The organism is Flectobacillus sp. BAB-3569 (assembly GCF_002270355.1).
In the GTDB taxonomy this organism is placed as follows: domain Bacteria; phylum Bacteroidota; class Bacteroidia; order Cytophagales; family Spirosomataceae; genus Flectobacillus; species Flectobacillus roseus.
Genome location: NZ_NJFZ01000018.1, coordinates 78,917 through 100,084 on the forward strand (window position 1 = coordinate 78,917; position 21,168 = coordinate 100,084).

16 protein-coding genes are annotated in these 21,168 nt (G+C 37.8%); 12 read left to right on the plus strand and 4 right to left on the minus strand.

Annotated elements, in window-relative coordinates:
• The first annotated feature begins 80 nt into the window (after nt 1-80).
• The 7 genes from BWI92_RS17475 to BWI92_RS17505 all read left to right on the plus strand — a co-directional run bounded on the left by BWI92_RS17475 (nt 81) and on the right by BWI92_RS17505 (nt 12,577).
• Nucleotides 81-3,209 (plus strand): efflux RND transporter permease subunit, encoded by a 3,129-nt coding sequence (locus tag BWI92_RS17475; RefSeq protein ID WP_095164848.1) that lies wholly within the window; start codon nt 81-83, stop codon nt 3,207-3,209.
• A 48-nt stretch (nt 3,210-3,257) separates the two neighbouring features.
• A complete protein-coding gene (locus tag BWI92_RS17480; protein WP_095164850.1) occupies nt 3,258-4,661 on the plus strand; it encodes a TolC family protein in 1,404 nt (467 codons plus the stop codon).
• Between the two features lie 301 nt (nt 4,662-4,962).
• On the plus strand, nt 4,963-5,808 hold the full coding sequence (locus tag BWI92_RS17485) for a hypothetical protein (RefSeq protein WP_095164852.1): 846 nt from the start codon (nt 4,963-4,965) through the stop codon (nt 5,806-5,808).
• A gap of 35 nt (nt 5,809-5,843) precedes the next feature.
• On the plus strand, nt 5,844-6,380 hold the full coding sequence (locus BWI92_RS17490) for an RNA 2'-phosphotransferase (RefSeq protein WP_095164854.1): 537 nt from the start codon (nt 5,844-5,846) through the stop codon (nt 6,378-6,380).
• A gap of 652 nt (nt 6,381-7,032) precedes the next feature.
• Nucleotides 7,033-9,288, plus strand: coding sequence for a catalase/peroxidase HPI (gene katG, locus BWI92_RS17495; protein ID WP_095164857.1), 2,256 nt, complete (start codon nt 7,033-7,035; stop codon nt 9,286-9,288).
• Nucleotides 9,289-9,543: 255 nt separating this feature from the next.
• Nucleotides 9,544-11,709, plus strand: coding sequence for a histidine kinase (locus tag BWI92_RS17500; RefSeq protein ID WP_095164859.1), 2,166 nt, complete (start codon nt 9,544-9,546; stop codon nt 11,707-11,709).
• 109 nt (nt 11,710-11,818) lie between these two features.
• Nucleotides 11,819-12,577, plus strand: coding sequence for a LytTR family DNA-binding domain-containing protein (locus BWI92_RS17505; RefSeq protein ID WP_095164861.1), 759 nt, complete (start codon nt 11,819-11,821; stop codon nt 12,575-12,577).
• A gap of 147 nt (nt 12,578-12,724) precedes the next feature.
• On the opposite strand, the gene BWI92_RS17510 is transcribed toward BWI92_RS17505, so the two are convergent.
• The 3 genes from BWI92_RS17510 to BWI92_RS17520 form a co-directional block, all read right to left on the minus strand.
• Entirely contained in the window at nt 12,725-13,714 is a 990-nt protein-coding gene (locus BWI92_RS17510; protein WP_095164863.1) for a sterol desaturase family protein, read from the minus strand.
• 170 nt (nt 13,715-13,884) lie between these two features.
• Complete coding sequence (locus tag BWI92_RS17515) at nt 13,885-15,735, minus strand: hypothetical protein (RefSeq protein ID WP_095164883.1); 1,851 nt, start codon at nt 15,733-15,735, stop codon at nt 13,885-13,887.
• Between the two features lie 124 nt (nt 15,736-15,859).
• Entirely contained in the window at nt 15,860-16,705 is an 846-nt protein-coding gene (locus tag BWI92_RS17520) for an AraC family transcriptional regulator (RefSeq protein ID WP_095164865.1), read from the minus strand.
• Between the two features lie 232 nt (nt 16,706-16,937).
• Between BWI92_RS17520 and BWI92_RS17525 the strand changes: the two genes are divergently transcribed.
• From BWI92_RS17525 to BWI92_RS17545, 5 genes are all read left to right on the plus strand, one after another.
• A complete protein-coding gene (locus BWI92_RS17525; protein WP_095164867.1) occupies nt 16,938-17,339 on the plus strand; it encodes a Dabb family protein in 402 nt (133 codons plus the stop codon).
• A 437-nt stretch (nt 17,340-17,776) separates the two neighbouring features.
• Nucleotides 17,777-18,274 carry a hypothetical protein gene (locus BWI92_RS17530; protein WP_141234823.1) on the plus strand — a complete coding sequence of 166 codons (498 nt, stop codon included), beginning with the start codon at nt 17,777-17,779 and terminating at the stop codon, nt 18,272-18,274.
• A 281-nt stretch (nt 18,275-18,555) separates the two neighbouring features.
• Nucleotides 18,556-18,999, plus strand: coding sequence for a DUF6584 family protein (locus tag BWI92_RS17535; protein ID WP_141234824.1), 444 nt, complete (start codon nt 18,556-18,558; stop codon nt 18,997-18,999).
• 265 nt (nt 19,000-19,264) lie between these two features.
• Nucleotides 19,265-19,873: a tyrosine-type recombinase/integrase gene (locus tag BWI92_RS17540; protein ID WP_229363246.1), complete on the plus strand. Its 609-nt coding sequence runs from the start codon at nt 19,265-19,267 to the stop codon at nt 19,871-19,873.
• Between the two features lie 211 nt (nt 19,874-20,084).
• Nucleotides 20,085-20,564 (plus strand): hypothetical protein, encoded by a 480-nt coding sequence (locus tag BWI92_RS17545; protein WP_095164873.1) that lies wholly within the window; start codon nt 20,085-20,087, stop codon nt 20,562-20,564.
• A 109-nt stretch (nt 20,565-20,673) separates the two neighbouring features.
• On the opposite strand, the gene BWI92_RS17550 is transcribed toward BWI92_RS17545, so the two are convergent.
• A partial coding sequence (locus tag BWI92_RS17550; RefSeq protein WP_217903436.1) for a transposase occupies nt 20,674-21,168 on the minus strand: 495 nt, incomplete at its 5' end.

Below are 21,168 nucleotides of genomic sequence, written 5' to 3' on the forward strand. Positions count from 1 at the left end.
AGGCACAAAGTGAATCTTTCTAAAATAACACTTTGTGCCTATGTGCCTTATCCCTTTGTGCCTTTACAAAAAAAACAACCATGCTAACAAAAATAATAGACAGACCTGTGCTGGCTACGGTGATTTCGATTGTCATTGTGGTACTAGGATTTGTGGGTCTCGACAGACTATCTGTCACTCGTTTTCCAGATATTTCGCCCCCAACTGTAATGGTATCTGGCTCGTATCCGGGGGGCAACAGCGAAACGGTAATTCGTTCGGTAGTAACACCGCTCGAAGAACAAATCAACGGGGTAGAAAATATGCAATACATCAGGTCTACGGCTAGTAATGATGGTACATTTTCTATTTCGGTTATTTTTAAACAAGGCGTAAATCCTGACCAAGCGGCCGTAAACGTACAAAACCGTGTACAACAAGCCACTCCTATTTTGCCACAAGAAGTAGTCCGAATGGGTCTTACCACCTCGAAACAGCAAAATAGTATGATTCTGATTTTCAACTTGTTTACGGAAGATAACAACAAGTACGACGAAACTTTTTTGCAAAACTATGCCAATATCAACTTGATTCCACAAATCAAGCGTGTACCAGGCGTAGGGCAAGCAATGGTTTTTGGGGTAAAAGATTATTCGATGCGTATTTGGTTGAATCCTCGTAAAATGGCCAGTTATGGACTTACGCCAGCCGAAATTACTGCTGCTATAGCAGACCAAAGTTTGGAGGCATCTCCCGGTCGTTTGGGTGAAGAATCGGATGCACCACTCGAATATGTGATTCGTTATAAAGGAAAGAAAAACTTGCCAGAAGACTACGATAATATTGTCGTAAAAAATCAAGGCAATAATATGATTCGTCTGAAAGATGTGGCACGTGTAGAATTTGGGGCTATTTATTACAGTGGCTCAAACTCTTCGAATATGCGTAATGCGGTGACGATTGCGATTTTGCAAACGACCGGCTCAAACGCCAATGCCATCGAGATAGGCATTGACAAAGAAATTGAACGTTTGTCAAAATCTTTTCCTCCAAGTATCAAATATTCCAAACTTATCAGTACCAAAAAGCGTTTGGACGAAGCAACCAATCAGGTAAAATCTACCCTGTTCGAAGCCTTTATCTTGGTATTTATAGTAGTGTTTGTGTTTTTGCAAGATTTTCGTTCTACCCTTATTCCTGCCATAGCAGTGCCTGTGGCTATTATTGGCACCTTCTTTTTCTTATTAGTTTTAGGTTTTACCATCAATATCCTAACGCTTTTTGCCTTGGTATTGGCTATCGGTATTGTGGTCGATGATGCCATTGTGGTTGTGGAGGCCGTGCATAGTAAAATGGAAGGTACTGATATGAGTGCCAAGGAAGCTACTCATTCGGCTATGAGCGAAATCACAGGGGCTGTTATTTCGATTACCTTGGTGATGTCGGCGGTATTTATTCCGATTGGCTTTATGACTGGTTCAGCAGGGATTTTCTATAAACAATTTGCTTATACACTTGCCATCTCTATCATTATTTCGGCAGTCAACGCCTTGACTTTGACACCTGCTTTATGTGCACTTTTATTGAAAAATAATCATGCAACTGAGCATCATGGAGAAAAGAAAAAGCTAGGTTTTGGACAAAGATTCTATGTCGCATTCAACTACGGTTTCAATAATTTCACAAATCGCTATGTCAAAATCATTCGCTTTCTGGCAGTACGTAAGTGGTTGGCTACAGCTTTAGTGGCAATTATAATCGCGGCCTCGGCTTGGGTCATGAACTCTACGCCAAGAAGTTTTGTGCCAATGGAAGACGACAATATGTTCACTTACGTATTGAGTATGCCTCCAGGGACAGCCCTTACGCCTACGACGCAGGTGGCCAATAAAATCAATAAACTTCTGTCTGAGCTCGAAGCCGTTGAAGATAATACTGCAATCACTGGCTTTAACCTTTTGAATAACAGTACCAGCCCTGCCTATGCGGTAGGTTTTGTAAAACTAAAGCCTAAAAAGCTTCGTGGAAAAGTACAGGATATAGACGAGTTGATGGGTGTAGTAAATCAAAAGCTTTCTGTGATTAAAGAAGGTATGGTTATGACAATGCGCCTTCCTCCAGTTGATGGTTATGGTATGACCAATGGCGCTGAGATTGTTTTACAAGATCGTAAAGGTAGAAGTCCAAATGTGCTCAAAGCTAAATCAGACGAGGTTATTGCTGAACTCATGAAAGTCCCTGGCGTAGCATCGGCCTACACGGTATTCCGTACTGATTATCCTCAGTTAGAGCTCGAAGTAGACGAAGATAAAACCAAACAAATGGGACTTAGTGTTAGTCAGGTTTTGGGTACAGTCCAAAGCTATTTTGCAGGTGACCAAAGTTTGAATTTTTCAAGATTCGGAAAATTCTATCGTGTCAATATCAAAGCTGATGGGGTGTTTAGAATGGACGAACAGGCTTTTGATGAAATTTATGTAAAAAACCCACAAGGACAAATGGTGCCTGTGAAGTCGATTGTGAAACTCAACAAGGTGTACGGACCAGAAGCAGTAAGTCGCTATAATTTGTACAATGCCTTGACTATTTATGTAAATGCTATGCCGGGGACAAGTAACGGTGCTTTGATGGATAATTTGGAAAAAGTGTTAGACAAACTCCCAGCCGATTATAGTTATGAATGGACAGGTTTGAGTTTGGAAGAAAAAGCTTCTGGCAACCAAACCTTGGGTATTTTAGGACTATGCTTACTATTTGTATATCTCTTGTTATCTGCGCAATACGAAAGTTATTTATTGCCAATGGCAGTGCTTTTGTCTATCCCAACAGGCTTATTGGGTGCATTTTTAGGTATTAGAAGTATTGGTTTGGATAACAACATTTATGTACAAATCGGGATGATTATGTTGATTGGTTTGCTAGCCAAAAATGCCATTTTGATTGTAGAATTTGCCGTGCAACGTCGTCGTGCAGGACTCAGTATTTTGGAATCTGCAATAGATGCTGCAAGAGCACGTTTGCGTCCTATCATCATGACTTCCTTTGCCTTTATAGTTGGTATGATTCCCTTGATGATTTCCGAAGGAGGAACTGCCACAGGTAACCATTCGATTAGTACTAGTGCGGCGATGGGGATGTTGAGTGGCGTGGTTCTAGGGATTGTGATTATTCCTATTCTGTATATGTTTTTCCAGTTTTTACAAGAAAAAGTAACAGGAAAAAAAGCGTAAGAAAATGCTGAAAAGCACATTTTCTAATTTTTAGAAAAGAATATAAACATGAAACTAACAAAATATATCAGTATAGGATTGATAGCCATGCTTTCGGCCTGTACTGTTGGCAAAAAATACAGTCGCCCCGAAGTGAGTATGCCTGAGCATTTCAGAAACTCCATTTCGACTACTGCGGATTCTGTTCAGTTGCCTTGGAAAACTTTTTTTAAAGAACCTCAATTGGTAGGTTTGATAGAAAAAGCCCTTGCCAAAAATAATGACATTTCAGTGGCGGTATTAACTATACGTCAACTAGATTTGAATTATCAGCAAGCAAAGCTAGGCTTGTACCCCAACCTTGATTTTAGTCTAGGAGCCAACAGAACTTGGCTTTCCAAAAACTCCTTAAACGGCTCTTTGAGTGAGCAATTTCTAGGAACGGCATATATGGACGATTACAGTGCTACGGTGAGTTTGTCATGGGAGGCTGATATTTGGGGAAAAGCCAAAAACCATAAGGAGTCTGCTTTGGCGGAGTATTTTATGCAAAAGGAAAATCTTTCAGCGCTCAAAACTCGCTTGATTGCCCAAGTAGCACAAGCTTACTTCAACCTGTTGACACTGGACGAACAACTTTCGGTTGCCCAAAAGAATATTGCATTCGCCGACACAGCCTTGACAATGATTCGTTTGCAATACAAATCTGGACAAACCTCCTCCTTGGCTGTAGAACAAGCAGAAGTGCAGAAAAAGACCGCAGAATTATTGATTCCAGTGGCAAAACAGGCGATTGTAGCACAAGAAAATGCCCTTAGCATTTTATGTGGAGAATATCCCAATAGCATCGAACGAACCAAAAGTATGCAAGAGGCTTTGCCAACTACCCTATTCAGTGAGGGAGTTCCAGCCAATTTGCTCAGTCGTAGACCCGACGTAAAAGCCAGCGAATACGCAGTAGTATCTGCCAACGCAAAAATGAATTTGGCAAATATCGCGATGTACCCAAGCATTAGTCTGACACCTTCCATTGGAGCAAACTCCTTCAAACTAAATACATGGTTCGACTTGCCAGGCTCATTAATCAAAACCGTGGGAGTAAACCTCACACAACCAATTTTTAATAAAAAAGCCTTAAAAACAGCTTATGAAGTTTCTGTAATAGAAAGAGAAAAATCGGTCTTAAATTTCAAACAGAGCCTACTCAATGCCGTTGGAGAAGTTTCAACGGCATTGAGTAGAGGGACAGCGGCGAAGGAACGTTTGGAACTGATTCAGTCAAAAAACAAATCGCTTTCCAAAGCCACCAAAGATGCTTTATTGCTCTATAAGAACGGTATGACAAGCTATCTGGAAGTGATTACGACGCTCAACAATTCATTACAAAATGAATTAGAGGCCATCAGTGTTCGCAAAGAGCAGTTTGACGCCACCACAGAATTGTACCGTTCATTAGGTGGAGGCGTAGAATAGCTTTTCGTTGAGTGAACAGGTGCAAAGTGGCAAAGGCACAAAGAAATTTTCTAAAATACCTAACCCTATTGTAGAGACGTTGCATGCAACGTCTACAAATTAGTGTTTTGCAGCTACGCAAAGGATCAATCTTCTCACTGCACTCATTAGCAAGCAATTATCAAAAGAGGAAATAATCCCTTAAAATACTACTTCTTACCACAAACCTATTGGGAGCCGTTGCGTGCAACGGCTCTACTTATATTTTTGTAAAAATTACTCAATTTTACTATTTTGGATTTTTATCTAAAATAATAATGTTATGCTTCCTAAATCTTCTATTTACTACACGCTAGTTCTCATATTTTCAGCTTGTATCTCTCCCGTTTTGGGGCAACAAAATACCCCTAAACTTTTCTTTTCAAGTACTGATGAATTAGATTTTAAAACTGTAGAACGTCCCTTCACCACCCAAGAAAAAGAGAATTTCCTACCCAAATTTGATTCAGGATACGATACATTACACTATAACAAGCAGGAATCTAAAGAAGAATTTCTGATGGGTATTCATTTTCTAGAACTCAATGGAGATAATAGTATTGATGCTATTTATTATGGATATGGAGGTTATGAACCCAATATTACCATTTTCTTCTTACAAGAAAATGGTAAATTTATTGAGCAATCTAGACATTTGGAAAGTATTGCTTCTTTAGAGTTTGATGCAAAACATCAACTTCAAAAAGTTACCTTCTTAAATTTAGGCTGTTGTGGAGACTATATGGAGTTTAAAACTGAGTATATAGTAGATGCTAAGTTTAAGTTTAAACCTACCAAATCAAGTGCAAAAATGTCTGAAACGACGTTTCCAACGCAATATTTGGCTCAACCAATCAAATTTGAAGTTATCAATGATGGTTATAGTCTGAGATATAAGCCACGAATTTATGATACCCCAACCGAATTCCGTTCAAGTCCTTTGAAGGGAAATATATTAGGAACTTACGAAAGTAAAGCTCAGGGAATAGCATTGGCAGCATATACCGACCCGAGCGGCAGAACTTGGTGGTTTGTGGAAATGCAACCCACCAAAAAACTTAAAACGGAGTTATGTACGACAATGATGGAGCTTATATATCAACTCCCCACACTCATCTTGGTTGGATGAGTAGTCGATTTCTAAAAATATTAGACTAATTCTATATGCCAAACTTAACCCACATCAGTAAACTTCTCAGCAAAATACTTCGCCATCAGCCTGATTTAATAGATATTCAATTGGATGAAAATGGCTGGGTAGAGGTATCTATTTTACTACAAAATATGACTAAACTCCAAACCCAGATTTCGTTTGAACAACTAAAGGAAGTGGTAGATACTAATAATAAAAAAAGGTTTTCCTTCAATGACGATTTATCAAAAATCAGAGCTAATCAAGGACATTCTATAGAGGTAGATTTGGCTTTACAGACACAAATTCCTCCTAATATTTTATATCATGGTACCGTTGAAAAAAATCTTGATTCTATCTTTGAAAAGGGTCTTTCAAAAATGAATAGACATCACGTTCATCTAAGTGCAGATACTGAAACCGCGCAAAAAGTAGGGATGCGTCATGGAAAGCCCATAATTTTAACAATTGAAAGTAAACAAATGTACGACCAAGGCTATGTTTTCTATCTTTCAGAAAATCAGGTTTGGCTAACCGACAGCGTGCCCAGTGAGTTTATTCGTCTATAATTCAACCTATCCGTAGAGACGTTGCATGCAACGTCTACTAATGTGAACAGGTGCAAAGTATCAACGGCACAAAGTGATTTTCTAAAATACCTAACCCTATTGTAGAGACGTTGCACGCAACGTCTACTAAACATATCTCAAAAATAGCTTCAGGTTAAAGAGATCTTGATTATTTATATCCTTTATTTTTATTGCTTACTACCAACATGCCCTGTAGCCGTTGCGTGCAACGGCTCTACTAATTTTGCCTATTTCTTCGACGCTGTGATAATTCCATTATATTAGAAAAAGATAAATCCTATAAAGGGATATTTTCGCTGTTTAGGTCAACACTTAAACCTATTCAAAAAATAATTTCTCAATTTTTTACACCTATTTTACCCATTTTCTTCGGTAAATCCCTCTCTATTCACTCAGAACAATGTTATAGCAAAAATCTATATCTCAATAAAAATAATCAATTTGACTTATAATTATTATTATCGTAATTTTAACATCGAATCAAGGAAAAATCCTTTTTTTATTACTAATATTATGGTAGTAAAACTTAGCATTCAAAGTGAAAAACCTTACCAATGACATATTACCAAATGTTAATGCGGAATTTTACTTTTGACAATATTTTACCGTAAAAAACTAAACAATTTATAAAATGGAACATCAATCATCAAATCACGGTTCTCACGAGGGAGGTAAATGCCCATTCCATCACGGTGCTTCTGCTCCTGCGCCAGCAAGACATGCCGCAGGTGGTGGTCCAAGAAACCAAGACTGGTGGCCAAATCAATTACGTTTGAATATCCTTCGCCAGCACTCTACTTTGTCTAATCCTATGGGTGAGGATTTCAACTACGCCGAAGAGTTTAAATCATTGGATTTGAGCGAAGTTAAAAAGGAAATTGTTGAGTTGATGACAACTTCACAAGATTGGTGGCCTGCCGATTACGGTCATTATGGCCCATTCTTTATCCGTATGGCTTGGCATAGTGCAGGTACGTATCGTACTGCCGACGGTCGTGGTGGTGCTGGTTCGGGTACTCAGCGTTTTGCTCCTTTGAATAGCTGGCCAGATAACGTAAACTTGGATAAAGCTCGTTTGTTGCTATGGCCAATCAAACAAAAATACGGACGTAAACTTTCATGGGCTGACTTGATGATTTTGGCAGGTAACTGCGCTCTTGAATCAATGGGCTTCAAAACTTTTGGATTCGGTGGTGGTCGTGAAGACGTGTGGGAGCCAGAAGAAGATATTTATTGGGGTGCTGAAGACAAATGGTTGGAATTGAGCGGTGGTCCAAAAAGCCGTTATTCGGGCGAGCGTGACTTGGAAAACCCTCTTGCTGCTGTACAAATGGGTTTGATTTATGTAAACCCTGAAGGCCCAGATGGCAACCCTGATCCATTGGCTGCTGCACACGATATTCGTGATACATTTGGTCGTATGGCAATGAACGACGAAGAAACTGTTGCCTTGATTGCAGGTGGACATACCTTCGGTAAAGCACACGGTGCTGCTGACCCAAGTAAGTATGTGAGCGCAGAACCAGCGGCAGCTTCTATCGAAGAACAAGGCTTAGGTTGGAAAAACTCTTATGGCTCTGGTAATGGTGAAAATACGATTACTAGTGGTTTGGAAGGTGCATGGACTACTACGCCGACTAAATGGAGTAACAACTATTTCTGGAACTTATTTGGCTATGAGTGGGAATTGACCAAAAGCCCTGCAGGTGCTCATCAGTGGATTCCAAAACACGGTATGGGAGCCGATACTGTGCCAGATGCGCACAATCCATCGAAACGCCATACACCAATTATGTTTACAACTGACTTGGCGTTGAGATTTGATCCTGCTTATGAAAAAGTTTCAAGACGTTTCTTCGAAAACCCAGACGAGTTTGCTGATGCTTTTGCTCGTGCGTGGTTCAAATTAACTCACCGCGATATGGGACCTAAATCATTGTACTTAGGTTCAGAAGTTCCTGCTGAAGATTTGATATGGCAAGACCCAATTCCTGCGGTTGACCATGAGTTAGTAGATGAAAATGATGTCGCTGGTTTGAAAGCAAATATCGCTGCTTCTGGCTTATCAGTTTCTGAATTAGTATCTACTGCTTGGGCTTCTGCTTCTACCTTCCGTGGTTCTGACAAGCGTGGTGGTGCAAATGGTGCTCGTGTACGTTTGGCTCCACAAAAAGATTGGGAAGCAAACAACCCTGAGCAATTAGCAAAAGTATTGTCAACATTGACTTCTATTCAAGAAGAATTCAATGCTACACAATCAGGTGGTAAAAAAGTATCATTGGCAGACGTAATTGTGTTGGCTGGTAACGTAGGTGTTGAAATAGCTGCTAAAAATGCAGGTGTTGAGGTGTCAGTACCATTTACTCCAGGACGTACAGATGCTACTGCTGAGCAAACAGATGTAGAATCGTTTGCAGTACTTGAGCCATTAGCTGATGGTTTCCGTAACTACAAAAAGAAAAAATATACAACTTCTTCAGAAGAAATGTTGGTCGACAAAGCACAATTATTGACTTTGACAGCTCCAGAAATGACTGTTTTGGTAGGTGGTTTGCGTGTATTGAACACCAACTGGGATAAATCATCACTTGGGGTATTTACTCACCGTCCTGAAGCGTTGACGAACGATTTCTTTGTAAACTTATTAGATTTCTCAACTACTTGGAATGCTACGTCTGACGACCAAGAAGTATTTGAAGGTCGCAACCGTATCACGGGTGAAGTGAAATGGACAGCTTCAAGAGTTGACTTAATCTTTGGTTCAAACTCAGAACTTCGTGCTATTGCCGAAGTATATGGTTTCCAAGACTCACATGCGAAATTCGTAAAAGATTTCGTTGCAGCTTGGACAAAAGTAACCAACCTAGATCGTTTTGATTTAAAATAATGATTGACTAGATTATTAAGTTGGTGAATAAAACCCGACGGTCGCTTGACTGTCGGGTTTTTGCTTTTTAGAAAATATTCCCTCCCATTTTTCCCCAGTTTATCCTGCCAAATCCCTCATCTGTCGGAAAGGTTTTCTAAAAATTTAGTGTTTTGACTTGTTTTGAATCAGAAATCAAACAAAATCTTGTTCAACAATTCACTAAATTTAACATAGCATTCTTTGCCTTCGCAAAGCTTGTTTATCCCAATAGCCATGAATAATAAACCGACTTTTGAAAAAACTTTTGAAGCTGAATCTATTAATACCTTAGACCTTCAAAATTTTACTGGTGATCTCGAACTAATTGCGCACGACGAGAATACCATTAAAGTAGAAATTTATGCTAGCGTCAGAAGCATTTTTACCTTTTTTATCTACAGCGATCCTCTGCTTGAGTTTGACCATGATACACATGATTTAAGATTCGAGCAATCTGGAGATACTTTTAGTATTTATGCCAAACCTCGCTATTTTAACGTATTCAACTGGTTTAATTTTCAAAGCACTTCTTTTCGTATCTATATTCCGCATCGTTTGAACTCGCAAACCAAAACTTTCGGGGGCGATGTCTCTCTCAAAGGGATTGGTGGCAATCACTTCTTTGAAACTTGGGGTGGCAAAATTTTGGCACAAAGCACCAAGGGTAACCTAAAAGGAAAAACCATGGGTGGTAAAATCGAACTGATTTCTTGTCAGGGGAAAATCGATGTGTCGACGATGGGGGGCAATATCTATGTGGCCAATAATCAAGCTGATATTCGTTTGGACACCAAAGGTGGTAATCTGCTTGTTCAAAACCATAAAGGTGCTATTAATGGCTCGAGCTGGGGTGGCAAAATTGAAGCTTTTGGCGTAGAAGGTTCTTTTGAATGCCATACTTTGGGCGGTAATATTCGCCTGAATGATATTCATGGGAATATTGGGGTAAGCACCAAAGGAGGTAATATTTTCGCTGATATTCAATCGTTACATCAATACGCTTGGTTTGATACTTCGGGAGGGAATATTAAAATCACGATGCCTCTCAACCAACCTATGAATTTGGATGTTTCGGGAAGCCGCATTCAAGTACCACCGCTTGCTGATTTTAAGGGTTTGATGACAAATGATACTATTCATGGTACCATTTTAGGAGGAGGACCAACGGTAAGCGTAAAAACATTAGGAGGAAAAATCAAAATTCGGGAAAACAATCAACCATTCGAGCCAATCCGACCAACGGACTCTTCTTTCAAAGATGGTAGTACTAAACCCAACATTAATCTTGAGAAAAAGCCCGTAGAAAACACGCTGTCCACTTTTTCAACATCAAGTAATCATTTTGAAATGACGGACAAACCAAAACCTTTTAGTCTAAAACCTCCTTATGACTTAGGTTTTAGTATCATTTTTTGCTTGCTTGTCGGTTACGGAATTACGAGTATTGCTTATTTTACTTTAGAAATACTGGGTAAATGGCAAATTGATTTTTCAGCTATTCAGCCAGATATGGTGCTATTGACCGCTGCGGCTGGATTTTCGGCGACCTTGGCTTGTTACATTTTTTTGACATTCATCGAGCCCAAAATTCCGCTCGATGAAGTAAAGTTTTTACCCTTAATGGGCTGTGCATTCGCTTCTTCCGAAATTTTACAATGGAGTATTCTTCGTACCAATGTTTGGGCATACAGTGTGCCAATGGCAATTTATTTTTATATGGCATTACCTGCTTTTATCAGTTGGACATTTTTATATTATTGGTTTCAGCACAGGAATATCAACCGTAAAATTTCTGAAAAAGAATATCAATTACTCAACTTAGAAAAGCTCAAATCCAAAGCGCAATTGGATGCTTTGGAGGCAAAAATCAATCCTCATTTTTTGTATAATGCTTTAAATAGCATTGCTGGACTGATTCATGAGCAGCCTAATCAAGCCGAAGAAATGACTATACAATTATCAAAGCTTTTTAGGTATACGACGGGTCGAACAGAAGAAAGCTTTCATTCACTTTTTGATGAACTCGAAATCATCAGGGCGTATTTGAGTATTGAGGAGGTTCGTTTTGGTCACCGACTATCTTATGCTATTAATTGTGACGAAAGTTTATTTTCTCAGCAAATCCCTCGATTTTTGCTTCAACCTTTAGTCGAAAATGCCATCAAACATGGTATTTCAAGAGTAGCAGAGAAAGGTATTATTGACATAAACATCAAACAAGCCAATGATTTATTAACCATTCAGATTCACGACAATGGCCCTGCTTTTTCGGAAACACTCGGCGGAGGTTTTGGCTTGAGAAGTGTTAAAGAAAAACTTAAATTGCTGTACGGCAACAAGGCTTCTTTGGAACTCAAAAATAATCCCAAAATCATCGAAATTGTTATCATGAATCTATAGCCATATCTTGCTTTAAGTTCCCTTAAATTCATGAGAAATATTTTTGCCGAGAGCTGAAAGCCGAACGCCAAATTCACCATTTACAACTCACAACTAACAATTAAGACTCATGCCATACAAAACTATACTAATCGACGATGAACCTATTTCGATTAATCGTATCAAAAGATTATTGAAAGAATATGACGATACCTTCGAAATCATTGGCGAAGCACTCAACGGACAAGAAGGTTTAGAATTGATTGAAGACCTCAGACCAGATTTGATATTTTTAGATATTGAAATGCCTATTTTGACTGGCTTTGAGATGCTCGAAAAGCTTACGTTTATGCCTATTGTTATTTTCGTAACCGCTTACGACCAATTTGCGATTAAGGCATTTGAAGAAAATTCTATTGATTATTTATTAAAACCTATCGAAAAATCTCGCTTGGATAAAGCCGTGCAAAAGCTCCAGAAATTTACCGAAAATCAAGCCCTAAAAATCTCAGCTGATAGCTTACAAAGTTTGACAGAACTCCTAAAACCTAAGAAAGAAATACATTCTATTTCAGTAAAACAAGGCGATAAAATCTTAATAATAGCCTTGCAGGATATAGCTTTTTTTCAAGCAGATGATAAATATGTATTTTTACATACCCTAGACAATAAGCAATTTATCACCAATTATACGATTAGTAATTTATCCGAAAAACTGCCAAGCAATTTTATTCGCATCAGTCGTTCGAGTATTGTCAACGGTAGCCAAATTAGAGAACTAGAAAAACATTTTAGTGGAAAATATCTCGTAGCCCTCAATGACAGCAAGCGTACCAAAATCGAAACGGGTATCTCCTATCATGACAATCTCAAACGATTTTCCTTGTAGAGACGTTGCACGCAACGTCTCCAGCAAAATATCTTAGTACCATACAAAGTCTGCCATATAGGTTTATTAAAATTGCATAAATAATTACACGCAACATACCCTACAGCGACATCCACTGTTCGTGCGAAGACGTTGCGTGCAACGTCTCTACGGTTTTTGTGTGGCAAAATATTCTTTTTTGACCACCGATGCTGTTTTATGATCTCCCGAATGGTGCCAGCCTGGAGGCATGAAAATATAAAGTACCTTATCTTTTATGGTCGGTGCATGATATACGTCTTTGGCTAAGAGGATAATTTCACCAAAATAGGCATCCCAAAAATCCCCAGCTTTCATCGGTCTGGTGATACCATATTCTATTTCCTCCTCATATTTTTCGTCTTGCAAAGTTCCGAATACCTTGTCCCAAATATTAAGCAGATTACAAAAGTTGGTATCCATATATAAAGGATTGCGCGCATGATGTACACGATGATGCGAGGGAGTCAGAATGATTTTATTCAAGAAACCCAGACGAGCATCTTTCATTAGATTCTCACCAATGTGAATAAATGCACCCCAAGTGCCATCGACAAACATAATCAAAAATAATAACGGAGGGTTGACGCCCATCAAAATACAAATCGTAGTACGGATAATATCGGCATAAGGTCCTTCTAAGAAAAAGTGAGCATAAGTAATGGACAAGTTCATCGACTCAGACGCATGATGTGTAGAATGCAAACACCAGAATAGACGCACCTTATGACCCAGATAATGGTACACAAAATGGGCAAATTCCCAAACCACGTAGCCATAAATAAACCAATACCAAGTAAACTCCGATTTGAAAATGGCATAAGGCTCAAACAGACCTATGCAAATACCCACCATCCCAATTGAGATAAATCTGGAAATAACACGATTGAAGATATAGGTAAAAAAGGCGATTTTATATTGGGTAAAACTCAAGCGTTGGAAGAAAAACGCTCGGATAAGTTCGATGACCAGCAATACAGGAATAAGCGGAGCTAATGCCTTTCCGATGCCATCTTGGGTTAAAAGGGCTTTATAATTATCCGTCTGAATAATTTCGATTAGACCACTAAAGCTAAAAAAGCCTACAATTTCACGATACAAGGTTTCTAAGATTTCCATAATGTTAAGTTTGAGAAAATTGGTTCTCAAAATTTAGCAAAATCATTTTAGAAAACTCTCGGGTTCTGTATGTTTTAGAAATATCTCCAATAATTTGCAATTCGCGAATTGCAAATTGTTCAAAAAAAATAGAGACGCAGGCTTTGCGTCTCTACCATCAATATGATTTCTTAGTTGCTTTTGATGACAACATTATCTACAAAAAATGCCGTTGGCGAACAAGGCTCATCTGCACCTTTGAGTGGCGGGTCATTGGTTTCGTTTGGTGTTTGGCGAGTTGGGAAGTTACGATAAGCACCCGTGCGTAGCGATAACCTTTCGATAGACTTCACAGCCTCCGCCAATTGTCCCTTTTCTAATACTTTCTTACCATTTATCAATAACGTATAGTGACCATAGGTATTCGACTCTGTCAAAATCTCGACTTTATACCATTGTCCTTTTTGATAAGTTGAAACTACCTTTTCGGTACTTCCATCAGTGGCGATGATTTGTCCATTTTCATCAAAACGTACTCTTACAGGACGATTACCAAATTGGTCGGTCAAATCTATTTCGAGTCTTCCTGTATTGGTAGCATCTGCAAATATATCTAAACTAGTCTGTGCTTTGGTTCCTTCTTGGAATACTCGAATGGCACGAGCATAATCATACAAATCGGTATCGGATAATTGTAGTGCTTTGCCTGTTCTGCTAGGCGCTTTTACTACCTCTATCGGTGCCCATTTTGGTGCATAAATATTCCAGTTTGGCACAGCGCCTTCTAATGCCAAAGCATCAAAGTTATCCGAAACGATACCTTTTACTGCATATTGAATTGGCACAGGCGTACGACTCACCCATACGTCTTCTTTATTGACGGTATAGGTCATCCACATATCATTACCCGGAGGATTACCATTTCCTTCTTCGATACCACGCATATAACAAGGGCCAAAATCTTTCCAGCGACCCGTAAATCTACGCACGGGCACTTCACCTTGAATCAATAACATATTATCAAACAAAACTCCGTCCTCGCCCGTCACCACGACCAATGGAAAACGATACTGCGTTTGTTCAATAGGGTTATAGCTAATTGCATAACGACCATCGTCTGTTTTTTGCCCCCATTGTTTTCCGCCCGACATCAAGAAAGTAGGTACTTTTACAGGTTCAGAAAAAGTTTTTCCTTCATCATCCGAAAGCGCTACTAAAGATTTTTTCCAAAGAGCTACCACTTTTCCATCTTTACGATGATAAAATGACAAGGCTTGTCCAGATTTGTTGCCATTGTAAAACCCATCCACGCCATGATCCTCATCATACCACTGAAAAGTCATCAATTTATCTTTTAGCAACGCATCACAGGCAGCGACAAAACCAGCATCCGTTGATTTTTTATAGAAAGGATACGAGGTATTACTTTCATTCCAGTTGGCTTCACTTTCATAACGTATAAAGTATATCGGTCCGTAAGAACCATCCTTGTAGGCTTCGCGCACCACGCGACCGATTCCCCCTTTTCCAAAAGGGTCATCAGTATGTCCATAAAAGGCAATTACCAACAAACGACCATCAGGAGCCACATAAAATCCCATACGTTGGTGCATCATATAACCATGATAACCCGCAGGAATCTTCACGCCTTCGGGCGCTTTGTAAGGAGGAAACACCACCTCTGGTTTCTCCCAATGACGACCATCTTTTGATTTTACAATTAAGGTCTGCCCAGGTGCAACGTGCTCATCTGCTGGATTACTCAAATACTGTTGATAAAACGTATTATTCCAATAACAAAGATTAGAAGCATGGTTGTAGGTCCAGCCATAGCCATCGGCATATTCGGGATGGGTACGGTTAGCGCGCATCGTCTGGCGGTTTTCGGTACCGATAGCGTAACGCAAACGACCTTCGTGTACACTTGGATCAACGGTCTGACCGCCGATATAACGTACTGGTTCTGTGACACTTCCTGTTTGTGCCACGCCAGAACTGGCTAAACTAAACAGAATACAGGGAATAGAAATTATTTTTTTCAAAGTTTTAGAAACAATTTTAAGAGTGAAAATTGGGTAATTGAATGCTGATTCTCTCAAATTTAAGGGAAAAACCTATTTTTATACTCCAAGTCTATGGGGTAGTGTTAGGACAAAAAGCCTTTCTTTAAGTCGAATTAGTTCGTTTTTTACGAAAAGCTGTCGGCGTTTTTCCTGTATATTTTCTGAACTGTTTACAAAAATGACTCTCATCTGTAAAGCCAAATTCGTCGGCTATTTCGGTCAAAGAATGTTGGCTATATTGCAAACGGGCTTCTATCAAACTCATTTTGAGCTTGGTGATATATTGCTTCAATGGCTCGCCAGTATGTCTTTTGAAGAAAATACTGATATAGGCAGGTGAATAGTGAAAAACCTCAGCCAAATGCTCGATGGTAAGCAATGAAGGTTCATAAATATGTTGTTTGATATAGCGTAAAATCGCCTCTACAGAGTCATTGGTGGCTATTGGGGCGGCACTTTGTCCTAATAGATTCCTTGCCAAAATCACCATGATACTACGCATAAGATTATCACGAATAATTTCAAAATATTGAGATTCTGGACGCTGATATTCACTTTCAAGCACATGAAGTAAATGATGAAGCTTTTGCTTTTCTGACAACTCATGTACAATTGACCCTCTGCTTTGTGAGGAAGTATAAAGTAAAGAATCTACTATTTTTTGCCAAGTATTGCCCTCCTGCGTTGAGTGCTTCAAAAACGATTCATTAAACCTGATAAAACAAAACTCCGTCAGCGTGGCTATCTCGAAATCATGGAAATCTTCAGGTCCCACCAAAAACACATCTCCTTCTGAGTAGTCATACGAATTGCCGTTGAGGTTATGTTGACCTTGTCCTTTTAGGATAAAAATAATCTCAAAATAGGTATGCTTGTGCACTGAATGCTCCCATTGAGTCGCCTCAAAATGATAAATATTGAATGCAGTATGTAAAATATAGCGTTTCATCAATCGTCAGGATATTTACTAATTATCTACCAAGATATAATGGATTTTTACCATTATCTAGAAAAAAACATTTGTAGTTTTGTATCTTCATTGATGTAATACAGTACAAAAAAATATGATAAACCACTTATAATCAAGACACAATACCATACAGAAATTATAATCTATCCATAAAGAGCATAATGGAAATATACATATTATTAGCTCATCACTTCAAAACATTGATACAATCATGAAAAAATTAGAAAGACGTTCATTCTTAACCAAAGCAGCAGCAGCTTCTGCATTGACGGCCGTTGCGCTACCTTCGGAGGCAAAGCCAAAGAAAAAAATCTTTATCCATCATGTCTATTTTTGGTTGAAAAACCCATCGAGCGAGGCTGACAAAAACAAGCTTATCGAAGGACTAACAGGATTATCGAAAGTGCCAACCATTCGTTTTCATCACATTGGCACACCTGCAAGTACCAACCGTAGTGTTATCGAGCGAGGGTATTCGGTTTCGTGGATGCTATTTTTTGATAACTTAGAAGAAGAAGAAATCTATCAAAAACACCCCATTCATCTCAAATTTGTGGAAGACTATTCACACCTTTGGGAGAAGGTAATTGTGTATGACTCTGAGCAGATTTAGACGAGAGGGTTGAGGGGTGAGGCATTAGGGGATTTGTGATATAGCCACAAGCTTTCATAGGATGAACAATCTATAAAAGCTTGTGGCTAATTTATGGATATGTTTTGAAATAATTAGTAAATCTATATCTTTGAAACATATTTAATAATAACCTCAAAAGCTTATTCTATATCTATCCTATGCGCTCAAAACCTTTTTTATTCAATCTTTTAACTGGGTCATTTATACTAATTCTCCTTTGGAATTGTGGACCCCGAAAGAATGATACCATTAATACCAATACCGACACTTCAGTCAATCGTTCTTCTCAATCACTTGCTAAAATTCTAGCAACCCCTGATACAAACGAACATCAAATTCAATCTGGGATATTCACATTTACTTTTGAACCCTCTACTAAAAAAATCTACAATCAGTACCCTACAAAATCTTTTATTATGCCAGATAGTTCTGGACTTCGCCAAGAGGGTTTGAACTGGTATGCATTGGATATGGAAGGCAAGGAAAAGCTTGTACTCTCTGGAAATGATAATGAAGGGTTTGATAGTTTTGTCGTTTATGAGTGTTTAGGCTCTGTTAAAAATCTACCATATTGGGTTTTTAAGGTCAATTTTTATGAAGGAGGAATGTTTACTTTGGTCAATAAAAATTCGGGAGAAAAAATAGATTTAGTGAGCCCTCCCATTATATCACCAGACCAAAAGTGGCTTATAAGCGTATCTTCCGACTTAATCGCCGAATATGATTATAATGGTTTTGTATTACTAGAAATCAAAGATCAAAAAATAATTAAACGTGCAGAAGTTGCACTCAAAACCAAAGGAATAGAAGATGCCAAATGGATTAATAATAATACACTTTCCATCAAAGAAAACTATATTCAAAACGATGAAGAAGCCACAAGATATAGCATTCTGAGAATCAGAACTCAATGAAGGTAGGTTATGCTAATTGCCAAACTATCATTAAATAATGGGTTAGTTGACTACCTGATATACATGTTAGTTCTAGATGGATAGTAATGTACAAACCGAAAAACGTTTTTTAACTTTAATAAAACATAATTTTTAAACAATACAAAAACTACGACAACTAAAAAGTATAACAAGAATAGTACAATAAAAAATTGGTAAAATTACAAAAAATACAAAAAGTACTACAAAACTTTCGTATATTTAGGAGTTCTGCGTCATTTTGAACAAACCGTGTAATGGAAATGGATTTAAAAGAAAAGTTAGATAAAATAGATTTTGAGTTTGAAAACGGTTTACGTTTCAAAGCGACAAATAGACTACGAAATTTAATACAGGAAAATCCAAATGAAATTGAATTGTGGAATAAACTTGCTGAATTTTATTATGAAAGTGGATTTTTAGATGCGGCAGGAAAATATTGGATATTAACAGAAACTACAGAAGAAAGAATTATTAAGTGTGTGGAAATTTATGAAAAATCCGTCAACTATTCTGGAAATCAAATTTTACAAGAAATAGTTTTTCGTGGTGACAAAACAAAACTATCAAAATTTGCTCAACAAAAACTAACAGATTTAGAATTAGACAGCGAAAAGAAAACAAAATATGTTCCGAAGTATAATCCTAAACAGAACATTCAAAAAAATATAACACTAAACAAATACAAACTTTTAAAGACAAACTAATAGGTAAATTTTTCTTCTTTGTATTCATTTTAATTGTAATTTCAGTTATAGTTGGATTTGTAACTATTATAAAATGGATATTTGGAAATTAAAAAACGAACGCACAACAGCCCCGCTAGTGCTGGTTTCCTAGCCAGTACTAACACAATCTAAGGATTCTAATCCTATTATAAAAATCAACTCAATAGTTAAGTTTTGAAAAGATAACTTCTGGATAGAATCCAGAGAAAAATGGGTACTGGCTAGGAAGCCAGCACCAGCGGGTGTGCTAAAACGTGAGAAATTCTTTTTTGAGATTCCACGCCCAAAGAAAAAGTTGATTTTACCTAACGTTTTGTCTATCAGTCAAGTAGAAAAGCTATTTTCACAATTAGAAAACCTAAAACACAAGACTATGCTTTTTTTAGCCTATTCGGGCGGACTTAGAGTTAGCGAGGTAGTAAACCTAAAGATAAAAGACATTCATTCTGCAAGAATGGTTATTAATATCAAGGGAGCAAAAGGAAAAAAAGACAGAATGGTTGCCCTTTCTGAAGGTATACTTGAACTTTTAAGAAAATATTATATTGCCTACAAACCAACTTATTGGCTTTTTGAAGGTCAGTATAAAGACGAACCTTACAGTACTAGAAGTCTTCAGCAAATTTTCCACAGAGCCAAAAATGAAGCAAAAATAACACAAGATGTAACTTTCCATAGCTTAAGGCACAGTTATGCGACACACCTTCATGAGCGAGGAACAGATATTAAACTCATTCAAGAATTATTGGGACATAACGACCTTAAAACCACTTTACGTTACACACATGTAAGCACTCGAAAACTTGAAACTATTGTTAATCCTTTTGATCAATTAAAGATAAAAGATGAATAGTGTTTTGCAAACCGAAAAACGTTTTTTAACTTCAATAAAACCTAATTTTTAAACAATACAAAAACTACGACAACTAAAAAATACGACAAGAATAGTACAATAGGAAATTGGTAAAGTTATAAAAAATACAAAAAATACTACAAACCTTTCGTATATTTAGGAGTTAGCGGCTATTTTACCAGACAACGATAAAAATGAAATATATAATAAAATGAGAATACTACTTTCAATTTTACTTTTAACATTATCGATGACAAACTTGCTTGGACAAAGTAATTCAACGACTACTAAACCAACAGATAAATCTTTCCCGACAAATATTCAAGAAGGTAGCGAAAAAGAGCTTGATAAATTTGACGGTAAAATAGTGGCGTTTGACGGGACAATTGAGAAAATTGAAAAAAGTAGAAATAATACACCATTTTACAAACTAAAAATTGCAGACGACAATTATTTATGGACAGTTTTGATGTTTAAAAATAAATCAAATAAAATTGGTGATAAAGTCAGAGTTGTTGGATATTTAAGACCAAACGAACCAAATAAAGACGAGAAAAAATATTTAGACGGAAAATATATGGTAATTGCATTTGGACTAATAGACTTTAATAAGTCAAATTTTTTATTTTTAGGTGGTGCAATACAACAAAAACAAGAATGGATAGATGGAAAAATACCAAGTGGGGAATAAAAAACAGCCGCTAACACGAGTAGCTGTTGCACAACTCATTTTTCCTAAAATTTACTTACAGAATACACATCCAGACCTCTTTTAAAGCGATTTAAGAGAGGTCTGTTTTTTAGTTTTTGCAAAATATCCTCAAATTTGAAACGCTTAAAATTGAGTTATTGATGAATACTGATACGCTTTTGAGAGAGGCATAAATTTCTCCTTCTGAAAGGGCAATAGCTTGGGCTAATATACTTGGTTTTTTCACAATGAAGCGTAGATATTTCTGCAAGTTGTAAACTAAACTTGCCATTAATACGTGTTTGTTGCTGGATTTGATACCTCGTGTGTTCACTCGTTTCATGTTCATAAAATTTACGAGTGTTCCTATCACGGGTTCGACGGTTTTACTTCGTATTCGTACCATTCGCTTGGCATAAGACTTGTTTTGGGTAAGCTTTTCATGCATTCGGTCGTAATGCTCTTTGTGAATACTATTATCCACCTTCTGGTTCGCCAGCCCGGTTAAATTTTGTAGCTTTACCACAACATTGTTCTCTAAGTGGACAATCCTTGCAATCTGATTCACTACTTCGATAAGTACGTTTGGTATAGCCTTTACTAT